15 protein-coding genes are annotated in these 18,569 nt (G+C 70.5%); 5 read left to right on the forward strand and 10 right to left on the reverse strand.

The genetic code is table 11. The features are described 5' to 3' along the window. Positions 1–3: 3 nt before the first annotated feature. From ACGFIQ_RS33795 to ACGFIQ_RS33810, 4 genes are all read right to left on the reverse strand, one after another. The gene (locus ACGFIQ_RS33795) at positions 4–2,409 is read right to left on the reverse strand and encodes a GTPase-associated protein 1-related protein (protein WP_393250007.1); all 2,406 of its coding nucleotides are present in this window, start codon (positions 2,407–2,409) and stop codon (positions 4–6) included. Beyond that, the gene (locus ACGFIQ_RS33800) at positions 2,410–3,615 is read right to left on the reverse strand and encodes a hypothetical protein (RefSeq protein WP_393250009.1); all 1,206 of its coding nucleotides are present in this window, start codon (positions 3,613–3,615) and stop codon (positions 2,410–2,412) included. It lies immediately after the preceding gene. After that, on the reverse strand, positions 3,615–5,219 hold the full coding sequence (locus tag ACGFIQ_RS33805; protein ID WP_393250011.1) for a hypothetical protein: 1,605 nt from the start codon (positions 5,217–5,219) through the stop codon (positions 3,615–3,617). The genes ACGFIQ_RS33800 and ACGFIQ_RS33805 overlap by 1 nt, the downstream gene beginning before the upstream one ends. A gap of 229 nt (positions 5,220–5,448) precedes the next feature. Next, positions 5,449–6,009, reverse strand: a complete 561-nt coding sequence (locus ACGFIQ_RS33810; protein WP_393250013.1) for a hypothetical protein — start codon at positions 6,007–6,009, stop codon at positions 5,449–5,451. A 667-nt stretch (positions 6,010–6,676) separates the two neighbouring features. On the opposite strand from ACGFIQ_RS33810, the gene ACGFIQ_RS33815 reads away from it, so the two are divergent. Beyond that, the gene (locus ACGFIQ_RS33815; RefSeq protein ID WP_393250015.1) at positions 6,677–7,018 is read left to right on the forward strand and encodes a hypothetical protein; all 342 of its coding nucleotides are present in this window, start codon (positions 6,677–6,679) and stop codon (positions 7,016–7,018) included. Continuing rightward, complete coding sequence (locus tag ACGFIQ_RS33820; protein ID WP_393250017.1) at positions 7,015–7,674, forward strand: nucleotidyl transferase AbiEii/AbiGii toxin family protein; 660 nt, start codon at positions 7,015–7,017, stop codon at positions 7,672–7,674. Before ACGFIQ_RS33815 ends, ACGFIQ_RS33820 begins: the two co-directional genes overlap by 4 nt. Before the next feature lie 55 nt (positions 7,675–7,729). Here ACGFIQ_RS33820 and ACGFIQ_RS33825 read toward each other — a convergent pair whose 3' ends face one another. After that, positions 7,730–8,632 carry an SDR family oxidoreductase gene (locus ACGFIQ_RS33825; RefSeq protein ID WP_393250019.1) on the reverse strand — a complete coding sequence of 301 codons (903 nt, stop codon included), beginning with the start codon at positions 8,630–8,632 and terminating at the stop codon, positions 7,730–7,732. Between the two features lie 186 nt (positions 8,633–8,818). Here ACGFIQ_RS33825 and ACGFIQ_RS33830 point away from each other — a divergent pair, with 186 nt between their 5' ends. Next, complete coding sequence (locus ACGFIQ_RS33830; protein ID WP_393250021.1) at positions 8,819–10,609, forward strand: bifunctional metallophosphatase/5'-nucleotidase; 1,791 nt, start codon at positions 8,819–8,821, stop codon at positions 10,607–10,609. Positions 10,610–10,666: 57 nt separating this feature from the next. On the opposite strand, the gene ACGFIQ_RS33835 is transcribed toward ACGFIQ_RS33830, so the two are convergent. Both ACGFIQ_RS33835 and ACGFIQ_RS33840 read right to left on the reverse strand, forming a co-directional pair. Beyond that, positions 10,667–10,837, reverse strand: a complete 171-nt coding sequence (locus tag ACGFIQ_RS33835) for a hypothetical protein (RefSeq protein WP_357559949.1) — start codon at positions 10,835–10,837, stop codon at positions 10,667–10,669. 84 nt (positions 10,838–10,921) lie between these two features. Then, entirely contained in the window at positions 10,922–12,082 is a 1,161-nt protein-coding gene (locus tag ACGFIQ_RS33840; protein WP_393250023.1) for a geranylgeranyl reductase family protein, read from the reverse strand. A gap of 175 nt (positions 12,083–12,257) precedes the next feature. Between ACGFIQ_RS33840 and ACGFIQ_RS33845 the strand changes: the two genes are divergently transcribed. Both ACGFIQ_RS33845 and ACGFIQ_RS33850 read left to right on the forward strand, forming a co-directional pair. Next, the gene (locus ACGFIQ_RS33845) at positions 12,258–12,494 is read left to right on the forward strand and encodes a hypothetical protein (protein ID WP_112587077.1); all 237 of its coding nucleotides are present in this window, start codon (positions 12,258–12,260) and stop codon (positions 12,492–12,494) included. 84 nt (positions 12,495–12,578) lie between these two features. Next, positions 12,579–14,018: an MFS transporter gene (locus ACGFIQ_RS33850; protein WP_393250025.1), complete on the forward strand. Its 1,440-nt coding sequence runs from the start codon at positions 12,579–12,581 to the stop codon at positions 14,016–14,018. 148 nt (positions 14,019–14,166) lie between these two features. On the opposite strand, the gene ACGFIQ_RS33855 is transcribed toward ACGFIQ_RS33850, so the two are convergent. The 3 genes from ACGFIQ_RS33855 to ACGFIQ_RS33865 form a co-directional block, all read right to left on the reverse strand. Beyond that, on the reverse strand, positions 14,167–14,727 hold the full coding sequence (locus ACGFIQ_RS33855; RefSeq protein ID WP_393250027.1) for a hypothetical protein: 561 nt from the start codon (positions 14,725–14,727) through the stop codon (positions 14,167–14,169). Between the two features lie 1,353 nt (positions 14,728–16,080). Then, positions 16,081–16,710 (reverse strand): hypothetical protein, encoded by a 630-nt coding sequence (locus ACGFIQ_RS33860; protein ID WP_393250029.1) that lies wholly within the window; start codon positions 16,708–16,710, stop codon positions 16,081–16,083. A 13-nt stretch (positions 16,711–16,723) separates the two neighbouring features. Next, entirely contained in the window at positions 16,724–18,508 is a 1,785-nt protein-coding gene (locus tag ACGFIQ_RS33865) for a DUF4012 domain-containing protein (protein ID WP_393250031.1), read from the reverse strand. Positions 18,509–18,569: the final 61 nt, after the last annotated feature.

Raw genomic sequence — 18,569 nt, forward strand, 5'->3', positions numbered from 1 at the left:
CTGTCACCCCCGTCTGCGCTGCCGCAGGCGCCGAACCAGCCCACGCCGGTGCGAGCGCGCGAAGGTCTTCCACAGTGCTGACCACATCGACCCCAGTCCGTCGATGTGCATCGTCATTTCCCGGAACCGCTTCTCCGAACAGCGGGAAACCACAGTGCGCACCCGCCGATCAAGGTCGGCACGGGTGCCCGCCTGGATCATCGAGGCCATCGCGACCGACTGCGACCCGATGTTCAGCAGCACGAATGCCAGGGCGACGTGTGCGGGGTTGGAGTTGTTCATCAACTCACCGTGCAGCTTGCGGGAACAGGGTTCGGTGAGCTGCTGGACGTGCACGTGGGTGAGCACGGTGAATGCCACCGCGACCACCGGCGCCTGCGTTATCGCCTCACACAGCTCCGGCATCTGCGCCCGCACCAGCTGGGGCGGCACGTCGTCCAGAGCCCTGACGAGCGCCAACGGGTCGAACGTCGTGTCTGCCAGTTCGTCGAGCACGAAGGCCAGCGCGCCGTGCGCGGCGATGGCGCGCAGCGTGTCCGCCTGCGGCGCCCACAGGCCGTGCGCTATCACGACGAGCGCCGCGTCGACGTACTCCCGCGGTGATCGGTAGTCGGTGACCTCCCGGTGCAGCGGCGCGAACACCCGTGGGTCCAGTGGGGTGTCACGGGGCAGGAGATGTGTCAACAGGTGCGCCTCGGCACGGCTGACCGCACGGTGTGTCCAGATGACCGAGGCGGTGCGGTTCACCATCGCCGCCGGGCGGGTGGCGGCCAACGCGGTGCGCAGACACTGTTCGACCAGGTCGATCCGCTGCCGTGGTGGCAGGTGGCGCAGGGCGGCCTCCACCACCGCCGCGTCCAACGGCTCGTCGAGACGCATGGGTTCGCGCAGCAGCACGTCCCACCACTCGTCACCGAGGTCGTAGGCCCGGTCCGGCTCGTCCGCCAGGCGCTCGCCGAGTTCGTGACGCAGGAGCCGCTGAATCTCGTCCGCGCAGGCCCACGACGTGACCCGGTACGCGTGATCCGGGTTGTCGGCCCAGTCCAGGACGAACCGGTCCAGGCCGGGTTGCAGATCGGCAAGTGCCGGACGGAGCCCGAAGCGCCCGCACAGGCGGAGCAGGGTCTCGAACAGTGGCGGCTCGGCGAGGCGCATCTCCCTGGTGATCGTGGCGAGTGACCGCTCGTGCTCGGCCGGAGTCCATGCACCGCTCAGCGGGGCGGCCGGCTCCGTACGGACGACGCCCGCCACCGTCGCCTCGCGCAACTCGGCGTCGATCAGCGCGAGCCGCACCTCCGCGGCCCGGTGCGAGAATGTGGCGGCACGACTGACCTCGTCGAGGCTGCGCAGCACCTCCACCGGCCACTGCGACGCGGCGGCCACCAGCAGGTGGACAATGCCGCCGCCGTAACGCCGGACCAACTGCGGCGGCCCGTGCCGCAGCCAACTGACCAGGCCCGCAACCTTCTCCGGAGGTGGGCGGCGGCCAAGGATGGCGGCGAGAGCGACAGCGGTGCCGCCGTCACCGTCCAGCCCGGACGCCGCTGCGACCTCCACGGCATCCACCACGTCCATCGGGTCCTCGGCGAGGAACAACTCCGTCCACTGCCGCGCAGCCCGGGTGTGCGTGACCCGACTCCAGTCGTGCCGGACCAGGTCGAACACGGCGTAGCCCTGATCGTTCTCGAGGGTGGCCTCGGCCCCACCCCAGTCGGGGTGCACGGCGAGGATTCGATGCGGCGCGTACGCGGGATTGAGCGTGAACACCTTGAATCCGATCCGCAGGGCCTCCCGCTGCGGTATCAGCAGCGTGACCGCGGTTATCCAGCGCATCACCTCGGCCGCCTCGCGGGCGACGAAGAGGACGCGCCGGCCACGCTGGCCGGCGGGAGGGCGCAGGGTCGACAACAGCGCCGCGAGCAACTCATCGCCGCTGGACACGCCGCGAACGAAGGTCTGCGCCTCCGCCGCGCCGAAGGATCCCGGATGCCAGCCCGGTTGCAGTTGCGGGCATCGCGTGGTCAGCGCCGGTTCAGCGGTCCAGAACGGCGCACCGAACATCTGGGCCGGCCGCACGAGGCCGTACGCGGCCGGGTCGTCGGTGACGATGGCATGGGTGAGCTGGTTACCCTCCCTGCCGCCCACGCTCTCCCGCCCCAGGTAGACCCCGGCGGCGGTAGCCAGCAGCCCGTCCCAGACATGAGCGAACGAAGCGGGGTAGTCGCTGACCGGACGACGCTGGCCCATCCACCGCGGCGGTGGTTCGTAGAGCAGGTTCCGCTGCACCACGGCCTCCGCGTTCCGGTCCGCGCCCGCCGACCGGGCCTGAAACTGGAGACCGGGTGTCCCGCGGAGCCCCTGGCCCTCCCGACAGTCCGTCCAGATCAGCGCCTCGAACCGCCCGGTCATTCAGCGCTGCCTCGGTACGACGCCGAAACGGCGGAGGCTGAGCAGCCAGAGCAGCGGCTCGTCGACCCGGTACGGGCGGACACCACCGGGCTCGACCATGGCGTTGTCGTAATCCGGTGGGGCCCCCAGGGCGGAGACGAAGAAGTACCGGAAGGTCGTGTAGTTCATCCGCAGGTGCTGCTCGATGTCGTCGCCCCGCCAGTCCCGGAGCAGGGCGGCGACCTGCTCGTGGGTGGCCCGGCCCACCTGCTCGTCGTAGGCCGGCCCACGCCGCGGCTCGTGGCACAGCGGGTGATCCCGGCCCAACACGTCGAAGAAGGCGTCCATCTTGGCGAACGCGACGGCGACCGGCTTGGTGATCCGCTGACTGCCGCCCACCCCGTTACTGGAGCGCAGGCTCTGGGTGAGCCGGTCGACCACCGCGATGGTGTCCTCGGTCGAGCGGATCGCCGAAGACGGTAGTCGAAGCCGCTCCCGTGCCTCGGGCAGCATGAACGGGTCGAGCAGCAGGATCAGACCGTCGGCGGCGCCGATGTAGGCCAGGTCGTTGGCGCCGCTGAGGGTGCCGACATCCTCGCCCGCGGTGTCGTGAAACGACAGGTAGCTGGTGCGGTAGACCGGCTTCCGCCGCCACCGACGGCGCTCACCCCGCCACTCGAACACCAGCGGATTCTGCCGGCCGCCCACGGCGGGCGGGGTGGCCTCGAACAGTTTGTGCTCGGTGAACATCCGGTCGACGTTCTGCTCCAACCACGCCAGCGGGGACTTGAAGCCACCCTGCCCGTCGCCGGTCATTCGGATGTCCGCGGCGAACCGACGACGCAGGTCGGAGTAGCGCATCTCGTGGGCGAGAACTGTCAGGTAGACGGTCTTGCCGGTGCCCTTCCCGCCGAACATGGCGATCATCGGGCTGGACGCCTCCCCGAAGTTGGCCGGCACCGGGGTGTGGCAGGAGGGGCACGCGCGGATCCCCGTACGGCCACCGCAGTCCGGGCACCAGGCGATCCGTGTCGGCCGGAGCCGTTGGTTGCGTGGGGGCGCGAAGACCGGACGCATCGTCTCGGTGAACCCGGTCATGTTGTGGCGAACGGTGTCGGTGCCGGGCGGGCAACCCTTCCGATCGGCGTCACCCTTGCCCAGGCACTGGAACCACAGCGCTGAGCCGTCGATGCGCTGGTAACAGAACGGACAGGCGACGTTGGCCACTATGTCAACCTCATCGACTCGACGGGAGGGCCGGTGACCACTGTCGGTACCGGACCGCGCAGGAAACACCGAATCCAGTACGGGTCCTGACGCCGCGGCAGCACCGGAACGGGGATCGTCAACTCTCGGGCCTGGTGGGCGACCAGGTCGACACCCTCGTGTTCGGCGAGCACCGTCCCGTGAGCCGCGGACGGCGGCATCGCGAGATCGGTGCCGAGCACAACGGTGACGACGAGGTCGGCGAGATCCGTCTCAGCCCGCAGCCGGACGGCGAGATCCCGTCTGCCGAACCTCCACAGCCGGTGCCGGGTCAGGGTGTACGAGACGGGTATCGACCGGGGCGGTAGCTCGACCTCGCGGCCCCGCGAACGTGCCTCGTCGGCGGCGACGGCGGTGAGCACCGAGACCCGGGCCATCCCAGGATCCAGGGCAGCCGGGATGCGGAAGCCGTTGGACCCCGCGTAGCCGGCGCGGGTGATCTGGTCCTGTCGTACGCCGCCCGGCGCCGTCCACTCGACGATTGCCAGCCGCGATCCCTCCGGCCAGACCCAGGTGACGATGACGTCGTCCCCGCGGCGCTCGGCCCTCAGCCTCCGGACCGGTTCGGCCAGACCGAGCGCGACGAACCGACCCACCACAGCCTGGTCCCGATCCACCACGTATGGCACGTACAGGTGGTAGCCCACCGGCACCTCGGCGAGGAGAGTTGCCTCGCCGTCGTGCACCTGCCGGGTACCGGCCAGCTCGGTGCCGAAGGCCGTCAGCGTCGCCACGGGGAGCACGCTTCCGGAAGCCCACGGTGGTGGCGTCTCCGCCCAGCGGATCCTCAACCGCTCGGCATCCGCCGCCGACCAGGACACTTGTACCTGGCAATTGCCGTCGCGGGCACCGAGCGCCTCGATGGTGAGTTCGGCGGGTTGGACCGGGCGCGCCAGCGTCTCCGGGTTCGGACGCTGACCTGCCTGCCGCGTGGCAGCCACCGCATCCGACATCCCGCCCGGCACCTGCGGCACAGCCTCCGCAGAGCCACCGCTCTCGGCGACCCGGCCACGCCGCGCGGCAGGTCGCGTCGATTCACGCGCGCCAGCGGCGCTGGATTCATCGAGGCGGGCACGGATGAAATCACGTGCCTCAGTCCGCCAGCCAGAGGCGACATCCGGGACCTCGGTGGGTGGCTCGGCATGCCGGGCCGGCTCCGTCCGCGCCAGGTCCGGTGGGCGTGTCCGCGTCGTCCGCCCCGCGCCGCCCTGCGTCGTCGCCGCCTGCTCCTGCCACCACCCGGGGTCGCTCATCAGGTCACCGACGTTGCGACTGAGTTCCTCGTCGGCCTGAATCAGTAATTGGCAGATTCCCGCCCGACTGTCCGGCCCCACGGCACGGTCCTGCCAGAACTGTCGTAGCTGCTTGAGGTGGACGGCGAGTTGCTCGGCGGTCCAGCCGGGCTCCACCGCGTAACGCAGCAAGAGGTCGCCGGCGGGAAGTCGTCCGTGTCGACCGCGCAGTGGCTTGATGACCTCGCGGTCGTAACGTTCGGCGTCGAACGCCATCGAGTTAGCAAACGCCGGTATGCGGTTGAACGACACAGTCGAAAGCACCAGTTGCATCCACTATGGACTGTCACCGCCTATTCATTCATGACAGCGACTTGAGATCATCACAATGCTGAGGGTGATTACAAGCATCTGTCAGTCCACGGACACTCCGAATTCGCGGAAGACGCCGCTGGCCGGCACCCCGAGTTGTGGGTGCCGGCCAGCGGTCGGTGTCGTGCGGTGGTGCGGTGGTGCGGTGGTGCTGGTCGTGCGGTGGTGCTTCGGTGCTGCGTGTGGTGGGTCAGCTGTTCCAGTACTGGCCGACGAGGTCGGTGGCCTGCTGTTCCCACTGGGCGTAGGCGTCGGGGTAGGCGGAGACCTGCACGGTCTGCGCGGCCTCGGTCAGGGGCATGTCCTGCCAGCCGTCGACCTGCTTGAGGCCCTTGAGGAACGCGGTGGTGGAGTAGTCGGGGTCGGTGATCTGTTCCGGGGTGCCCCAACCGCTGGACGGGCGTTGCTGGAACAGGCCCAGCGAGTCGTGGTCGTTGGCGTCGCCCAGGTGACCCAGGTTCTCCAGCTTCGACTCCTGCAGGCTCGTCGCGATCGAGATCACCGCGGCGCGCTCGGGCAGGCCGGCCTTCTTCGTCGCGGCGATGATCGCCTTGACGTTCGCGGTCTGCTCACCGTTGAGGGTGATCCGGGACTGGTCGCCCTGCGGCTTCGGTGCGGTGCTCTGCACGGCGACGGCGACGGGCTTGGCGTCGACCGGGTTGGCGTGCGCGGCGATCGGACCGGCGAACACACCACCGGCGAACGCCAGACCAGCAACGGACAGGACACTCTTACGCATGATCGTGTTCATGGGGGTAGCTCCTTCGGGGGTAGAACACCCGGCCACCAAGAGGGGAACGGTGACGCGGGTGTGAGCACCTCGTCCGGCGCTGCACAAACAGAGAGGGAAAAGTCTGGAGGGGGTGGCGGCCTGCGAGCGGGGGCTCGTGGCGCCGGGGACCAGGTGCAACGACCGGGGGGCCGGGGTCATTCCGGGTTGGCCCACCTGCCGGCACCCTCGTCAAGGCGGTGCGGTCGTTCGTGGGGACTGCAACGACCGGGCCCGGGTCGGCATTCCAACCTGCCGGGCCTGCATCCCACACCCCTGCGGGTCGGGCATCGAGCCGGCGGTGCTGCGATCGTCAGGGTGTGTAACGACCCCGGCCCGGCCACGATTCCGGCCCACGGATGCGACCGGTCACAACCCACAACCACCCCGCACCGGACAAACCACCCACACCACACCCGCGCCCACGACCCCGAGCCACCCCCACCGGGCATGATCCACTCGCGTTCACGAAAGCCGGGGCATCCCGCACACCCGGACACCCCGACTTCACCAAACCCGAGTCGATCACGACACCGCGACCCCGCCACGACGCGCAAACGGGACAAAAATCGCGGCGGCCTCAGCTGTGTGAGTGCGCGCCGGGTTCAACCTGAACGACACCGGCATTGGCGGGCGTTACCCTGACAGCATGCAGGCCCTCTCCCCCACCCCGACCGGCGTGGCCCTCCTGGCTCGCCCGGGTCGTCCGGCCGTGGTGGCGCGCACGCTCGCCGAGCTGGCCGGCCCGACCCGGGGTGTCGTGGAACTGCCCGTGCGGTTGATGTGGAACGCCGAGCGCACCTTCGACCTCGGCGACCCCGACCAACTGCTCTGGATGTACGAGAACGTGCTGCGCGAGACCACCCGGGCCGAGGATCTGCGGGCACTCATCAACGGGCGGACGCTGCGCCGGGTGTGGCGGTTGCTCAACCTGCCCCGGGGCGTACGGCAGGCGTGGGAGAGCCGACACCGCGGCCTGCGCGCGGCGTGATCGGCCCACACCTGCACGAGTTCTACCGGGAGGTCGCGCGGGTGGCGTTGACCGCCGCCGGGCCGTACCGGTTCGTCCTCGGCGGTGGGGTGGCCTGGGCCGCGCACGGGTTGGTCGCCCGCCCGACGGAGGACGTCGACCTCTTCGCCGACGTGGAGGGCGCTGCCGCGGCAGCGTCCGCCGGGGTGCGGATGGCGCTGGAACGCGCCGGCTTCGCCGTCACCGACGCCGACCCGGACAGTGACCTCGCCGAGCTGTTCGACGGGTACGGCCAGGACATGAAGGACTTCGTGGTGAGCCGGGGCGGGCGGCAGATCCGGCTCAGCCTCGCCCGGCTGGACCGCCACCAGAGCCCGGTGGTGATGGACCTCGGCCCGGTGATGGACGTCCGCGACCTGGTGGCCAACAAGATCGCGGCGTTGGTCAACCGGCGGGAGGTCCGCGACTTCATCGACGTGGCGGCGGCGCTGGAGCACTACGACGTGGCCGAACTGTTGGTGCTGGCACGGCAGGTCGACCCCGCGCTGGATCCGGCGGACGTGCGGGCCGCCGGCCGTTACCTGGACCGGCTGTCCGAGCAGCGCTTCGGCCGTTACGGCCTGAGCGCAGCCGACATCGCCCAGGTCCGGCAGCGCTTCGCCACCTGGCCGCGCTGACGCGACCGCCGCTCGTCGGGGCGGGCAGTCTCGCGGCGCCCGCCCCGACGGCGGATCACTTGGTCGGTCGACCGCCCGTGACCCCCAGGATCTCGCCGGTGACGTAGCTGGACTCCTGCGAGGCGAAGAAGACATACGCCGGAGCCAACTCCGCCGGCTGCCCGGGGCGGCCCTCCGGGGTGTCGGTGCCGAACTGCTTCACCTTCTCCTCCGGCATGGTGGCCGGGATCAGCGGCGTCCAGACCGGGCCGGGCGCGACCGCGTTGACCCGGATGCCCTGCTCGGCCAGGTCGGCGGCGAGAGCCTTGGTGAAGTTGGCGATCCCCGCCTTGGTGGTGGCGTAGTCGAGCAGTTGCGGCGACGGGTCGAACGCCTGGATCGACGCCGTGTTGATGATCGCCGACCCCTCGGGCAGGTGCGGGATGGCGGCCTTGCAGAGCCAGAACATCGCGTACAGGTTGGTCTTGAACACCCGGTCGAACTGCTCGGTGCTGATCCCGAGGATCCCCTTGTCCTGCGACATCTGGTACGCCGCGTTGTTCACCAGGATGTCGATGCCGCCCAGGTCCCGCACGGTCCGGTCGACCAACTCCTGGCAGTGCTCCTCGTCGGTGATGTCACCGCGGACCGCGACGCCCCGCCGGCCGGCGGCCTCGACCAGCCGGATCGTCTCCCGGGCGTCGGCGTCCTCCTCCTCGCTCAGATACGAGATGAGCACGTCGGCGCCCTCCCGGGCGTACGCGATCGCGATGGCCCGGCCGATCCCGGAGTCACCTCCGGTGATCAGCGCCCGCTTGCCGTCCAGCTTGCCGCTGCCCCGGTACGACTCCTCCCCGTGGTCCGGCTTCGGGGTCATGTCCCCGGTCGAGCCGGGCGGTGACTGCTGCTGTGCCGGCTGACCGGACTGCTGGCCGTACTGGCTGGTCGGGTCCTGCTGGGTGTGCTGGTCCTCGCTCACGTCACAACTCCTCGCTGCGCGCGGGAAGCGGAGCTCTCCCGCGAATGTCCTCCCGAATCGCCCTACCCCGCTGCGGCCTGCGGAAACCGCAGTAACGCTCGGGGCTGCCGTGGCGGGTGTGACAAGCGCTGGCTATGGTGCGCGAGGCGCCCACGAAGCGCGTCCACCCCCACGGAAAGGCACGTCATGACCTCTCCCTCCGGCCCGTCGCGCCGCCAGGTGCTCGTCGCCGCGGCCGCTGCGGCGACCGCTCCGCTGATCGCCGCAGCGCCCGCGCAGGCGGCCGGCAGGCCCCGGCCGCGCAGCTGGGACCTCACCCTCCTGGGCACGTCGGACACGCACGGCAACGTCCACAACTGGGATTACTACCGGGACGCCGAGTACGACGACAGCAAGCACAACGACATCGGCGTCGCGAAGTTGGCCACCCTGATCAACCAGATCCGCCGCGAGCGGCGCGGCAAGGCCACGCTGGTGCTCGACGCCGGTGACACGATCCAGGGCACGCCGCTGGCCACGTACTACGCCAAGCAGGAGCCGATCACCGCCACCGGGGAGAAGCACCCGATGGCCCGCGCGATGAACGTCATCGACTACGACGCGGTGACACTGGGCAACCACGAGTTCAACTACGGGCTGCCGTTGCTGGACCTGTGGATCCGCCAGCTCGGTTTCCCCGCGCTCGCCGCGAACGCCGTCAACGCGCAGACCGGCAAGCCGGCCTTCCAGCCGTACATCATCAAGAAGGTCTCCCTCGGTCTCGCCGCGCCGACCCTGCGGGTCGGCATCCTGGGGCTGACCAACCCCGGGGTGGCCATCTGGGACCGGGGCAACGTCGAGGGCAGGCTGCGCTTCGACGACATGGTCGCGACCGCCGCGAAGTGGGTGCCGATCATGCGGGCCCGCGGCGCGGACCTCGTGCTGATCTCCGCGCACGGCGGTGACAGCGGTACCTCCAGCTACGGCCCGGAGCTGCCGAACGAGAACCCGGTGGCGCTGATCGCCCAGCAGGTGCCCGGGATCGACGCGATCCTCTTCGGTCACGCGCACAACGAGGTGGTCGAGCGGTTCGTCACCAACGAGCGGACCGGCGCGCAGGTGCTGCTCTCCGAGCCGTCGAAGTGGGGCCAGCGGCTCACCCGGATGGACTTCACCCTCACCCGGGAGCGTGGCCGCTGGACGATCACCAAGAAGGCCGCCACCATGCTCAACACCAACACGGTGGTCGAGGACCCGAAGGTCCTCGCGGCCGTGCGGACCCAACACCAGAAGACCATCGCGTACGTCAACCAGGTCGTCGCGCAGTCCACCGTGGAGTTGTCGGCGGCGGAGTCACGCTACCGGGACACGCCGATCCTGGACTTCATCAACCACGTGCAGACCGAGGTGGTCGGCACGGCGCTGGCCGGCACCGCGTACGCCGACCTGCCGGTGCTGTCGATCGCGGCGCCGTTCAGCCGTACCGCGGTCTTCCCCGCCGGCGACGTGAAGATCCGCGACGTGGCCGGGCTCTACGTGTACGACAACACCCTCGAGGCGGTCGTGCTCAGCGGCGCCGAGGTGCGCGCGTACCTGGAGTACTCGGCGAAGTTCTTCCGCACCCTCGCCCCGGGCGCCCCGGTCGACCCGGAGCAGATCAGTGACCCGGCCGTGCCGGACTACAACTACGACGTCTTCTCCGGCGTGGACTACGACATCGACATCGCCAACCCGGTCGGGCAGCGGATCACCCGCCTGGTGCTGGCCGGCACCGACACGCCGGTGGCCGACAACGCGCAGTTCGTGGTGGCGGTGAACAACTACCGGCGCAGCGGCGGCGGCAACTTCCCCGGCATCGTGAAGACCCAGGTCTACAACGCGCAGCAGGAGATCCGCCAGCTGCTCATCGACTGGGCGCAGGCCAAGGGGACGATCAACCCGAACGACTTCTTCCAGCCGAACTGGCGGCTGGTACGCGAGGGCGTGCCGGTCTTCTGATCGCGGCGCGGCACGCACGGGCCGTGGGTGGCGACACCCGCGGCCCGTTGCGCGTTCTCAGCCCTGCACGTTCCAGCGGACCGGGTCCTCGGGCTCCGGCTGGTCCCGCCCGGGATCGGTCTCGGTCAGGGCCACCCGCTCGTCGGGACGGACGGCGGGCGGCAGCTCCCCGAACCGCGCGTGGCGGAGAAACGCGTACTCGTCGTCGGTGAACGGCTGCTCGGTCATCAGCGCCTCCTCCTGCTCCGTTGTGATTGTCCGGGGGCCACGCCGCCCGGCGCCAGTAGTCGCGCGCACACCCTCTAGGGCATCCTAGGATCCTGGGTGAGCGGTGGTGGCCTGGCGCGACGGATGGGACAACCGGTCGAGCACCGCGAGGGCCGCCCGGATCGGCCGACGGCGCAGCATCTCGTCGAAGCTCGCCCGCCCCTGGCAGAACCGGACGAACATCCGCCATCCCGGCGGGGTCGCCAACAGGGCGTGGAACACGTCCGGGCGGCGGGTGAACACGTCGAGCAGCCGAAAGCCCGCCCGCATCTCCGGCAGCAGACGCTCGGCGGCCGACCGCTCGTACCCGGCCAGATCGCCGGCGGCGACCGCCGCACCTGCCAACTCACCCGACCGCAACGCGAAGCTGATGCCCTCCCGGCTCCACGGCTCCAACAGCCCCGCCGCATCCCCCACGACCAGCACCCGGCCGTTACGCAACGGCGAATCCTCCTCGCGGCACCGCGTGAGGTGGCCCGAGTCGTGCTCCGCCGGCAACCCGGCCAGCCCCAACCGGTCGACGAACTGCCGCAGGTACTCCCGGGTCCCCTCCCCCGCGCCCCGGCCGGCGATCACACCGACTGTCAACCGGTCACCCTTGGGAAAGACCCAGGCGTACGAGCCGGGCATGGCACCCCAGTCCAGCAGCAGCCGACCCCGCCACCGCTCCTGCTCGGCGGGCGGCACCGGAATCTCCAACTCCAGACCCAGATCCACCTGCCGGTACCGCACCCCGACGTGCCGGGCTGTCACCCCCGACGAGCCGTCCGCCCCGATCACGGCACGAGCCGCGATCGTCGTACCGTCGGCCAGCCGCAGGCGTACCCCCTCGGGGTCCTGCTCGATCGCGCGGACGGCGACCCGCTCCCGCACCTGCGCGCCAGCGGCGACCGCCGCCGCGCGCAGCCGGTCGTCGAACTCCTCGCGGCGCACCATCGTCACCACCGGGCTGTCGTTGCGCCGGGTGAACTCCCGACGGCCGTCCCGGGTGAACGTCACCCGGTCCACCCGGTCGTGCGCGGGCACCTCGATCCGATCACCGACGGCCGCCAGCGACGTGCCGATCAGACCACCACCGCAGGTCTTGTACCGCGGGTGCGCGGCACGCTCGACAACAAGTGTGGAGACACCCGCGCGAGCAGCGGCGTAGGCCGCGGAGAGCCCGGCGGGGCCGGCGCCGACGACGACGAGATCCCAAACGATCACGCAAGCAGCCTAGCCTCCACCACCGTCGGACCCGCCGGCCGCCGCGACCGCCCGATCGGGTGTGCATCTTCGGTCACCGAGGGGGTAACCGACGCCCCGCAACCGCCGCCGCGATGGCGGACGACGCCGCCTCGATGGCGGACGAACGAGTTCGTTGGCGAACGAAGGAGGAACCATGCAGCAGGTGCAACTGTCGGAAGCCGAGCAACGGGTGTACCAGGCGGTCACCACCCTGGAGGCACGCGGACAGGTGCCGTACCCGGACCTGATCGCCGAGGAGTCCGGGCTGACCCAGGAGCAGGTGGGCAGCCCCCTGCACCTGCTCACCGAGAAGGGCCTGCTGCACCGCGAGGACTCGCCGATGGCGGGCCTCGACTTCGGACCCCGGTTCTGCGCCCGCCAGATGGCGTGACCTGCGGAACCAGCCGAGACGATTCGCCCCCCGGTGACCCGGGTAGCGGTCAACAATGCTGATCGACTGTCAACGGGGGGCACGATGAGTGCGGCGCACCCGCCGCAGCCGGTGGACGCGGCCGCGAACCGACGACGCTGGCAGGCGGTCGGCGTCGGGCTGATCGCCGCGTTCATGACGTTGCTCGACGTGAGCATCGTCAACGTCGCGGTGCCGTCCATCGACCGGGCGCTGCACGCCTCGTCGAGCGACCTGCAGTGGATCCTCTCCGGGTACGCGCTCACCTTCGGCCTGGCGCTGGTGCCCGCCGGCCGCTTCGGCGACGCCCGCGGCCGAAGAAACGCTTTCGTCTTCGGCATCGCCCTGTTCACCGTGACCAGTGCGCTCGCCGGCCTCGCCACCTCACCGACCTGGCTGGTCCTCGCCCGACTGCTCCAGGGCGCCGCCGCCGGCATCGTCAACCCGCAGGTCATCGGGCTGATCCAGCAACTCTTCCGCGGGCCGGAACGAGCCCGCCCATTCGGGCTGCTCGGCGCCACCATCGGTATCTCCACCGCCGTCGGACCGCTGCTCGGCGGGCTGCTCATCGCCGTCGGCGGCGAGGAACACGGGTGGCGCTGGGTCTTCTTCGTCAACGTGCCGGTCGGCATCCTCGCGGTGATCCTCGGCTGGCGGCTGCTGCCCGGCCATCCCGCGGGTCAACCCGGCTGGCGTCGACTCGACCCGGTCGGCGTACTCCTGCTCGGGGTGGGTGTGGTCCTGGTCCTGCTGCCCCTCGTCCAGGAGCAGCAGTGGCACAGCCCGTGGAAGTGGGCGCTCATCCCGGCCGGCCTGGCGGTGCTCGTCGCCTTCGGGCTCTGGGAGCGGCGATACGCCCGCAACCACCAACCGCTGTTCGACCTCGGGCTGTTCAGTCTCCAGTCGTACACCCTGGGCTCGATCCTGGCGCTCGTCTACTTCGGCGGCTTCACCGCGATCTTCTTCATCTTCACCCTGTTCCTCCAGATGGGCCTCGGCTACAGCGCGCTCGTCGCGGGCCTGGCCATCACCCCGTTCGCCCTCGGCTCGGCTGCCGCCGCCGTGCTCGGTGGCCGCATCGTCAACCGCATCGGCCGACCACTCGTCGCCATCGGTCTGCTCACCGTCGTGGTCGGGCTCGCCGCGACGGTTGTCGCACTGCGCCTCGCACCGGACGCCCCGGCGCCCTGGGTCACCGCCGGCCCGCTGCTCATCGCCGGCATCGGCAGTGGACTGGTGATCGCCCCCAACCAGACGATCACCCTCGCCGAGGTGCCGGTAGCGCAGTCTGGCAGTGGCGCGGGCATGCTCCAGACCGGTCAGCGGATCGGCGCCGCCGCCGGCATCGCCGCCGTCGGCTCGATGTTCTTCTCCTCGCTGGCCGACAGCCGCGGAAACTGGACCACCGCCTTCGAACGGTCGCTCATACTCGCCACCGGCATCATCGCGCTCGCGCTGATCTGCGCGCTGATCGACATCCTCCGCACGCGCCACCACAAGACCTGACAACAACACCAGGGGTACGCCGCTGGCCGGCACCCCGGTTACGGAGTGCCGGCCAGCGGTCGGTGTGCTGGTGCTGGTGCTGGTGCTGGTGAGCTTTCGTGCGGTGGTGCTGGTCGTGCGGTGGTGCTTCGGTGCTGCGTGTGGTGGGTCAGCTGTTCCAGTGCTGGCCGACGAGGTCGGTGGCCTGCTGCTCCCACTGGGCGTACGCGTCGGGGTAGGCGGAGACCTGGACGGTCTGCGCGGCCTCGGTCAGGGGCATGTCCTGCCAACCGTCGACCTGCTTGAGGCCCTTGAGGAATGCGGTGGTGGAGTAGGCGGGGTCGGTGATCTGTTCCGGGGTGCCCCAACCGCTGGACGGGCGCTGCTGGAACAGGCCCAGCGAGTCGTGGTCGTTGGCGTCACCCAGGTGACCCAGGTTCTCCAGCTTCGACTCCTGCAGGCTCGTCGCGATCGAGATCACCGCGGCCCGCTCGGGCAGGCCGGCCTTCTTCGTCGCGGCGATGATCGCCTTGACGTTGGCGGTCTGCTCGTCGTTGAGGGTGATGTGGGACTGCTCGCCCTGCGGCTTCGGTGCGGTGCTCTGCACAGCCGCCGCGACGGGCTTGGCGTCGACGGGGTTGGCGTGCGCGGCGATCGGACCGGCGAAGACACCACCGGCGAACGCGAGACCAGCAACGGACAGGACACTCTTACGCATGATCGTGTTCATGGGGGTAGCTCCTTCAGGGGTAGGACACCCGCTGCGGCACCGATCGGGGGAACGGTCACGGCGGGTGTGAGCACCTCGTCCGGCGCTGCACAAACAGACGGGGAAAAGTCTGGGGGTGGCGCCTGCGGGCCGGGTTGGGCTGCGGGCGTCGGGGGTCGGCGACCTGCGAGCGGGGGCTCGTGGCGCCGGGGTCCAGGTGTAACGACCGGGGGGCCGGGGTCATTCCGGGTTGGCCCACCTGCCGGCACCGTCGTCAAGGCGGTGCGGTCGTTCGCCGGGACTGCAACGACCGGCGGGCCGGGGTCATTCCCGGGGTTGGCCCATCGCGCGGCACCCTCGTCGGGGCGGTGGCTGCGGTCGTTCGCGGGGACTGTAACGACCGGGCCCGGGTCGGCATTCCGACCTGCGGGATCCGCATCCCAACCCCTTGCGGGTCGGGCGGGCGGCAGGTGGTGCTGCGATCGTCAGGGTGTGTAACGACCCGGGCCCGGCCACGATTCCGGCCCACGGATGCGACCGGTCACAACCCACAGCCACCCCGCACCGGACAAACCACCCACACCACACCCGCGCCCACGACCCCGAGCCACCCCCACCGGGCATGATCCACTCGCGTTCATGAAAGTCGGGGCATCCCGCACACCCGGACACCCCGACTTCACCAAACCCGAGTCGATCACGACACCGCGACCCCGCCACGACGCACAGATCGGATAAAGGGCGCAGACGGGCGCACGTTTTCGGCCTGGGTTCGTCGGCTGGCGTTGATCTGGGCACCTCCGCAGCCGGGTGAACCGCGTCGACCTCCCCAGCGACCAAGGCGCGCGGAGCCGAGCGCACCCAAAGCCGTGCAGCCAGTGCCGGGCACGCCCAAACTCGGACACCCGGCGCCCGCGCAGGCCCAAAACCCCGGACGCAACCAGCGCGTGCCATCCCAGCGGCAGGCGCACCCAAAGCCGGCCACCTCCACAGCCAGCCGGACTTCCTCGCCACCCCACCACCGAGGCGGTCATCCACCACCTGGACCAGGCATTTTCGGGCCGGCCACCCACCCCGACAACCAGGCTCAGCCCCACCCAACCACACCCTCACCCGACCACACCCACCACCACCCGGCCACGCCCACCACCAACCCCACCCCGGGCCGCCCACAGGCCCGGACATTCGCGGGGTGACCAGGGTGATCTGCTCGTCCAGCGGGGCACCGTGCTCGATCAACGCCTCGACCAGGTAGGGGCCCTCCTCGACCTGGACGCCGGACGCAGCCGGGCGGACAGACGCTGGCGCCCGTCGGAGTGTTCCGACGGGCGCCAGCTTCAGGTGCGATCCGGGCAGGGCCCGGTGGTGTGTGGATTAGTGCGCGGCACCACCGAGGCGCTGGCGGCGACGCCAGGCCAGGGTCAGCAGCAGCATGACCGCTCCGGCGCCGACCAGGCCACCGCCGAGCTTCATGGGCGTGCCGATGCTGTCACCGGTGACCGGCAGCGGCTGCTTCTTGTGCAGCACCCGCAGCTCGGTGCTGGCGGTACGGCCGGACTCCCGGCCCGTGGCGGTGAAGGTCAGCAGACCCGTCACCGAGGGGGTGTAGCTCTTGCTGAAGCTTCCCTGGGCGTCGGTGTACGCCGTGAAGCTCAGCGGCGCGCTCGCCTGGTAGGCCACCGCGGCCATCGCCACGGTGCTGCCGTCGCTGCGGCGAGCCGGAGCCTGACCGCCGGCCGGAGCAGCCAGCGGAGCCACCGTCACCACGATGTCGACGGTCTCGTTCGGGCCGAAGCCGGTGCCGGTCAGCACGACCGTCTCGCCGAGGAAGATCGTCGGTCGGTTGACGGTCAGTGACGCTGCGGCTGGCGGGTACGGCGGCGGTTGCGGCGGGTCGGTGGTCGCGCTGGGCGTCGGCTGCGGCTGTGCCGCCCCCGCTGCCGTCGGCACGGCCACCACGGCCAGGCCGACCGTGAGCGCCATGATGATGCGGGATAGCCGCATGATTGGTTCCCTCCTACTGGTCACAGCTTGGTGCGGAATGAACTTGGGTGGTCCATGGGCTGGCGGTGGGGGTCAGCCACAGCTCGGCCTGCCCGACGCCGGTCTTGGCCGTCAGCACGCTGACCTCCAGCACCTTCTCGGCGCCGGGGCCGACGTCGACGCTGGCGGTCGCCACCTGGCGGCGGCGTTCCGTGCCACTGCCAAGCGCCGTCTCGGCCCCGTCGAGCCGGGCCTCGAGCACCGCTCCGCCAGCCGGGCTGAAGATCGACACCAACGTGCGAGCGGTGTACGGGTCGCCAGCCAGACCAAGCCCGAGGACGGATTCGCTAAGTCCGGACTTCGGCGCGGTCGAGCGCAGGGTCACCCGCAGCCGGAGCTCGCGGCGGCCGTCGGGCCGGCATTCGCCGACCGTGAGGTTCGCCGTCGGCCGCAGGTAGTAGCCGAGCTTCGCGCCGCTGCCGTCGTTGAGAAAGACGCCGACGGTCGGCACGGTGTCCTGCTCCGGAAGCGTCCCGGCCATCCGGCTCGCACCGAATGTCCGCTGTTCCTCAGGTCGGGCACTCCAGAACAATATCCGCCGTTCGGTGATAGCACGGTCAAATGCGGACAACAACACCCGCGGGTTGACATTCTTCTTGAAGAAGGCGTCGAAGACCGAAGCCGCCGAGGCCGCGAAGAACTCGTCCTGCTGCCGGACGTTCAGCCGCTGGTAGCTGTCGTTGAGCAGGGTCTGGACGACCTTCTCACTGGCCAGCGGGACCCCACCGGGCACCAGCACCGGACCTGTCGCCTTGAGCAGGTACGACAGCACCACCGGGTCGACGGCGAGCACACCGTCGACAGTCGTGCCGGTCGAGCGCCGGAACATCTCCCGGTACAGCGTGGCGGCGGTCGGGAAGTGCGGGGACAGATTGACGTCGGCGGGATAGATGCCGGGCAGGTCGGTCCAGAGTGCCCGGATCTCGGCGGGCACCTTCAGCGCCGGGGTGAACCGGCCGAGCGAGGCACTGCTGCCCTGCTTGCCCATCTTCACCGCGCCGTTCTCCGCCTCGATCATCGCGTACGCGCCGAACATGCCGCCGGTGGCGCGCAACTCGGCGAGGTTCTGCGAGACCAGCAGGTACTTTCGCGGCCCGTTCGCGCCGAGCAACGGCGGCAGCAGGCGGGCTCCCTGATCGGCGGCCGTGGTGAGGCTGGCCAACCGGTCGATCTCGTCGCGCAGGTCCGTCAGGGCCTGCCGGACCTGGCTGACCAGCCTGTCGGTCGGCACCGCAGCCAGGTTTCGGCGCGTCCGCTGCACCGACTCGTTGACGCCGGTCAGCTCTGTGGAGACAGCGGTGAGCTGAGCGAGATCCAACCGACCGCCGGTCGGCACCAGCCTGGTCAGGTCCGTGCGCAGCAGGGTCGGGAACGCCTCCCGGGCCAGTTCGTCGATGGCGATGGCGATCCGCCGTACGGCGTCGAGATCGTCACCCGCGACCGGCGTGCGCCGAGCGAGTCGCCAACTCGGGTCGGCAGTCGTCGCGCGGGCAGCGCCGGACTGCTCCTGCAGGGCGGCGAGCGTGCGCAGGGCACGGTCGGTGTCCCCACCCACCACCTGGGCGCTCAACTCCCGAGCCAGGCCGGCGGCGTTGAGCAGGTGTGCACGCGCCTGCCAGCCACGGAAGCCGATCCACCCGCCGGTCGCCAGGAGCAGCGAGCCGACGACCAGGGCACCGAGAAGGGCCCGTCGCAGTCGGGCACGCCGACGCCGCCGGGACCGGCTTCGCCGCCGGGTCGGCCGTTCGCTTTCCGTCACACCACACTCCCGTTCGCGGAACCGGACAGATGGTCGGTTCCCTGACGTTCTTAGCACGCGC

This window comes from Micromonospora sp. NPDC048898 (assembly GCF_043198035.1).
Classification (GTDB): domain Bacteria; phylum Actinomycetota; class Actinomycetes; order Mycobacteriales; family Micromonosporaceae; genus Micromonospora.

Excerpts from the sequence above, each read along its gene's own strand:
- ACGFIQ_RS33860 (WP_393250029.1), bottom strand. The coding sequence starts at position 16,710 with ATGCGGCTATCCCGCATCATCATGGCGCTCACGGTCGGCCTGGCCGTG.
- ACGFIQ_RS33795 (WP_393250007.1), bottom strand. The coding sequence starts at position 2,409 with ATGACCGGGCGGTTCGAGGCGCTGATCTGGACGGACTGTCGGGAGGGC.
- ACGFIQ_RS33835 (WP_357559949.1), bottom strand. The coding sequence starts at position 10,837 with ATGACCGAGCAGCCGTTCACCGACGACGAGTACGCGTTTCTCCGCCAC.
- ACGFIQ_RS33810 (WP_393250013.1), bottom strand. The coding sequence starts at position 6,009 with ATGAACACGATCATGCGTAAGAGTGTCCTGTCCGTTGCTGGTCTGGCG.
- ACGFIQ_RS33845 (WP_112587077.1), top strand. The coding sequence starts at position 12,258 with ATGCAGCAGGTGCAACTGTCGGAAGCCGAGCAACGGGTGTACCAGGCG.
- ACGFIQ_RS33855 (WP_393250027.1), bottom strand. The coding sequence starts at position 14,727 with ATGAACACGATCATGCGTAAGAGTGTCCTGTCCGTTGCTGGTCTCGCG.
- ACGFIQ_RS33805 (WP_393250011.1), bottom strand. The coding sequence starts at position 5,219 with ATGCAACTGGTGCTTTCGACTGTGTCGTTCAACCGCATACCGGCGTTT.
- ACGFIQ_RS33815 (WP_393250015.1), top strand. The coding sequence starts at position 6,677 with ATGCAGGCCCTCTCCCCCACCCCGACCGGCGTGGCCCTCCTGGCTCGC.
- ACGFIQ_RS33830 (WP_393250021.1), top strand. The coding sequence starts at position 8,819 with ATGACCTCTCCCTCCGGCCCGTCGCGCCGCCAGGTGCTCGTCGCCGCG.
- ACGFIQ_RS33850 (WP_393250025.1), top strand. The coding sequence starts at position 12,579 with ATGAGTGCGGCGCACCCGCCGCAGCCGGTGGACGCGGCCGCGAACCGA.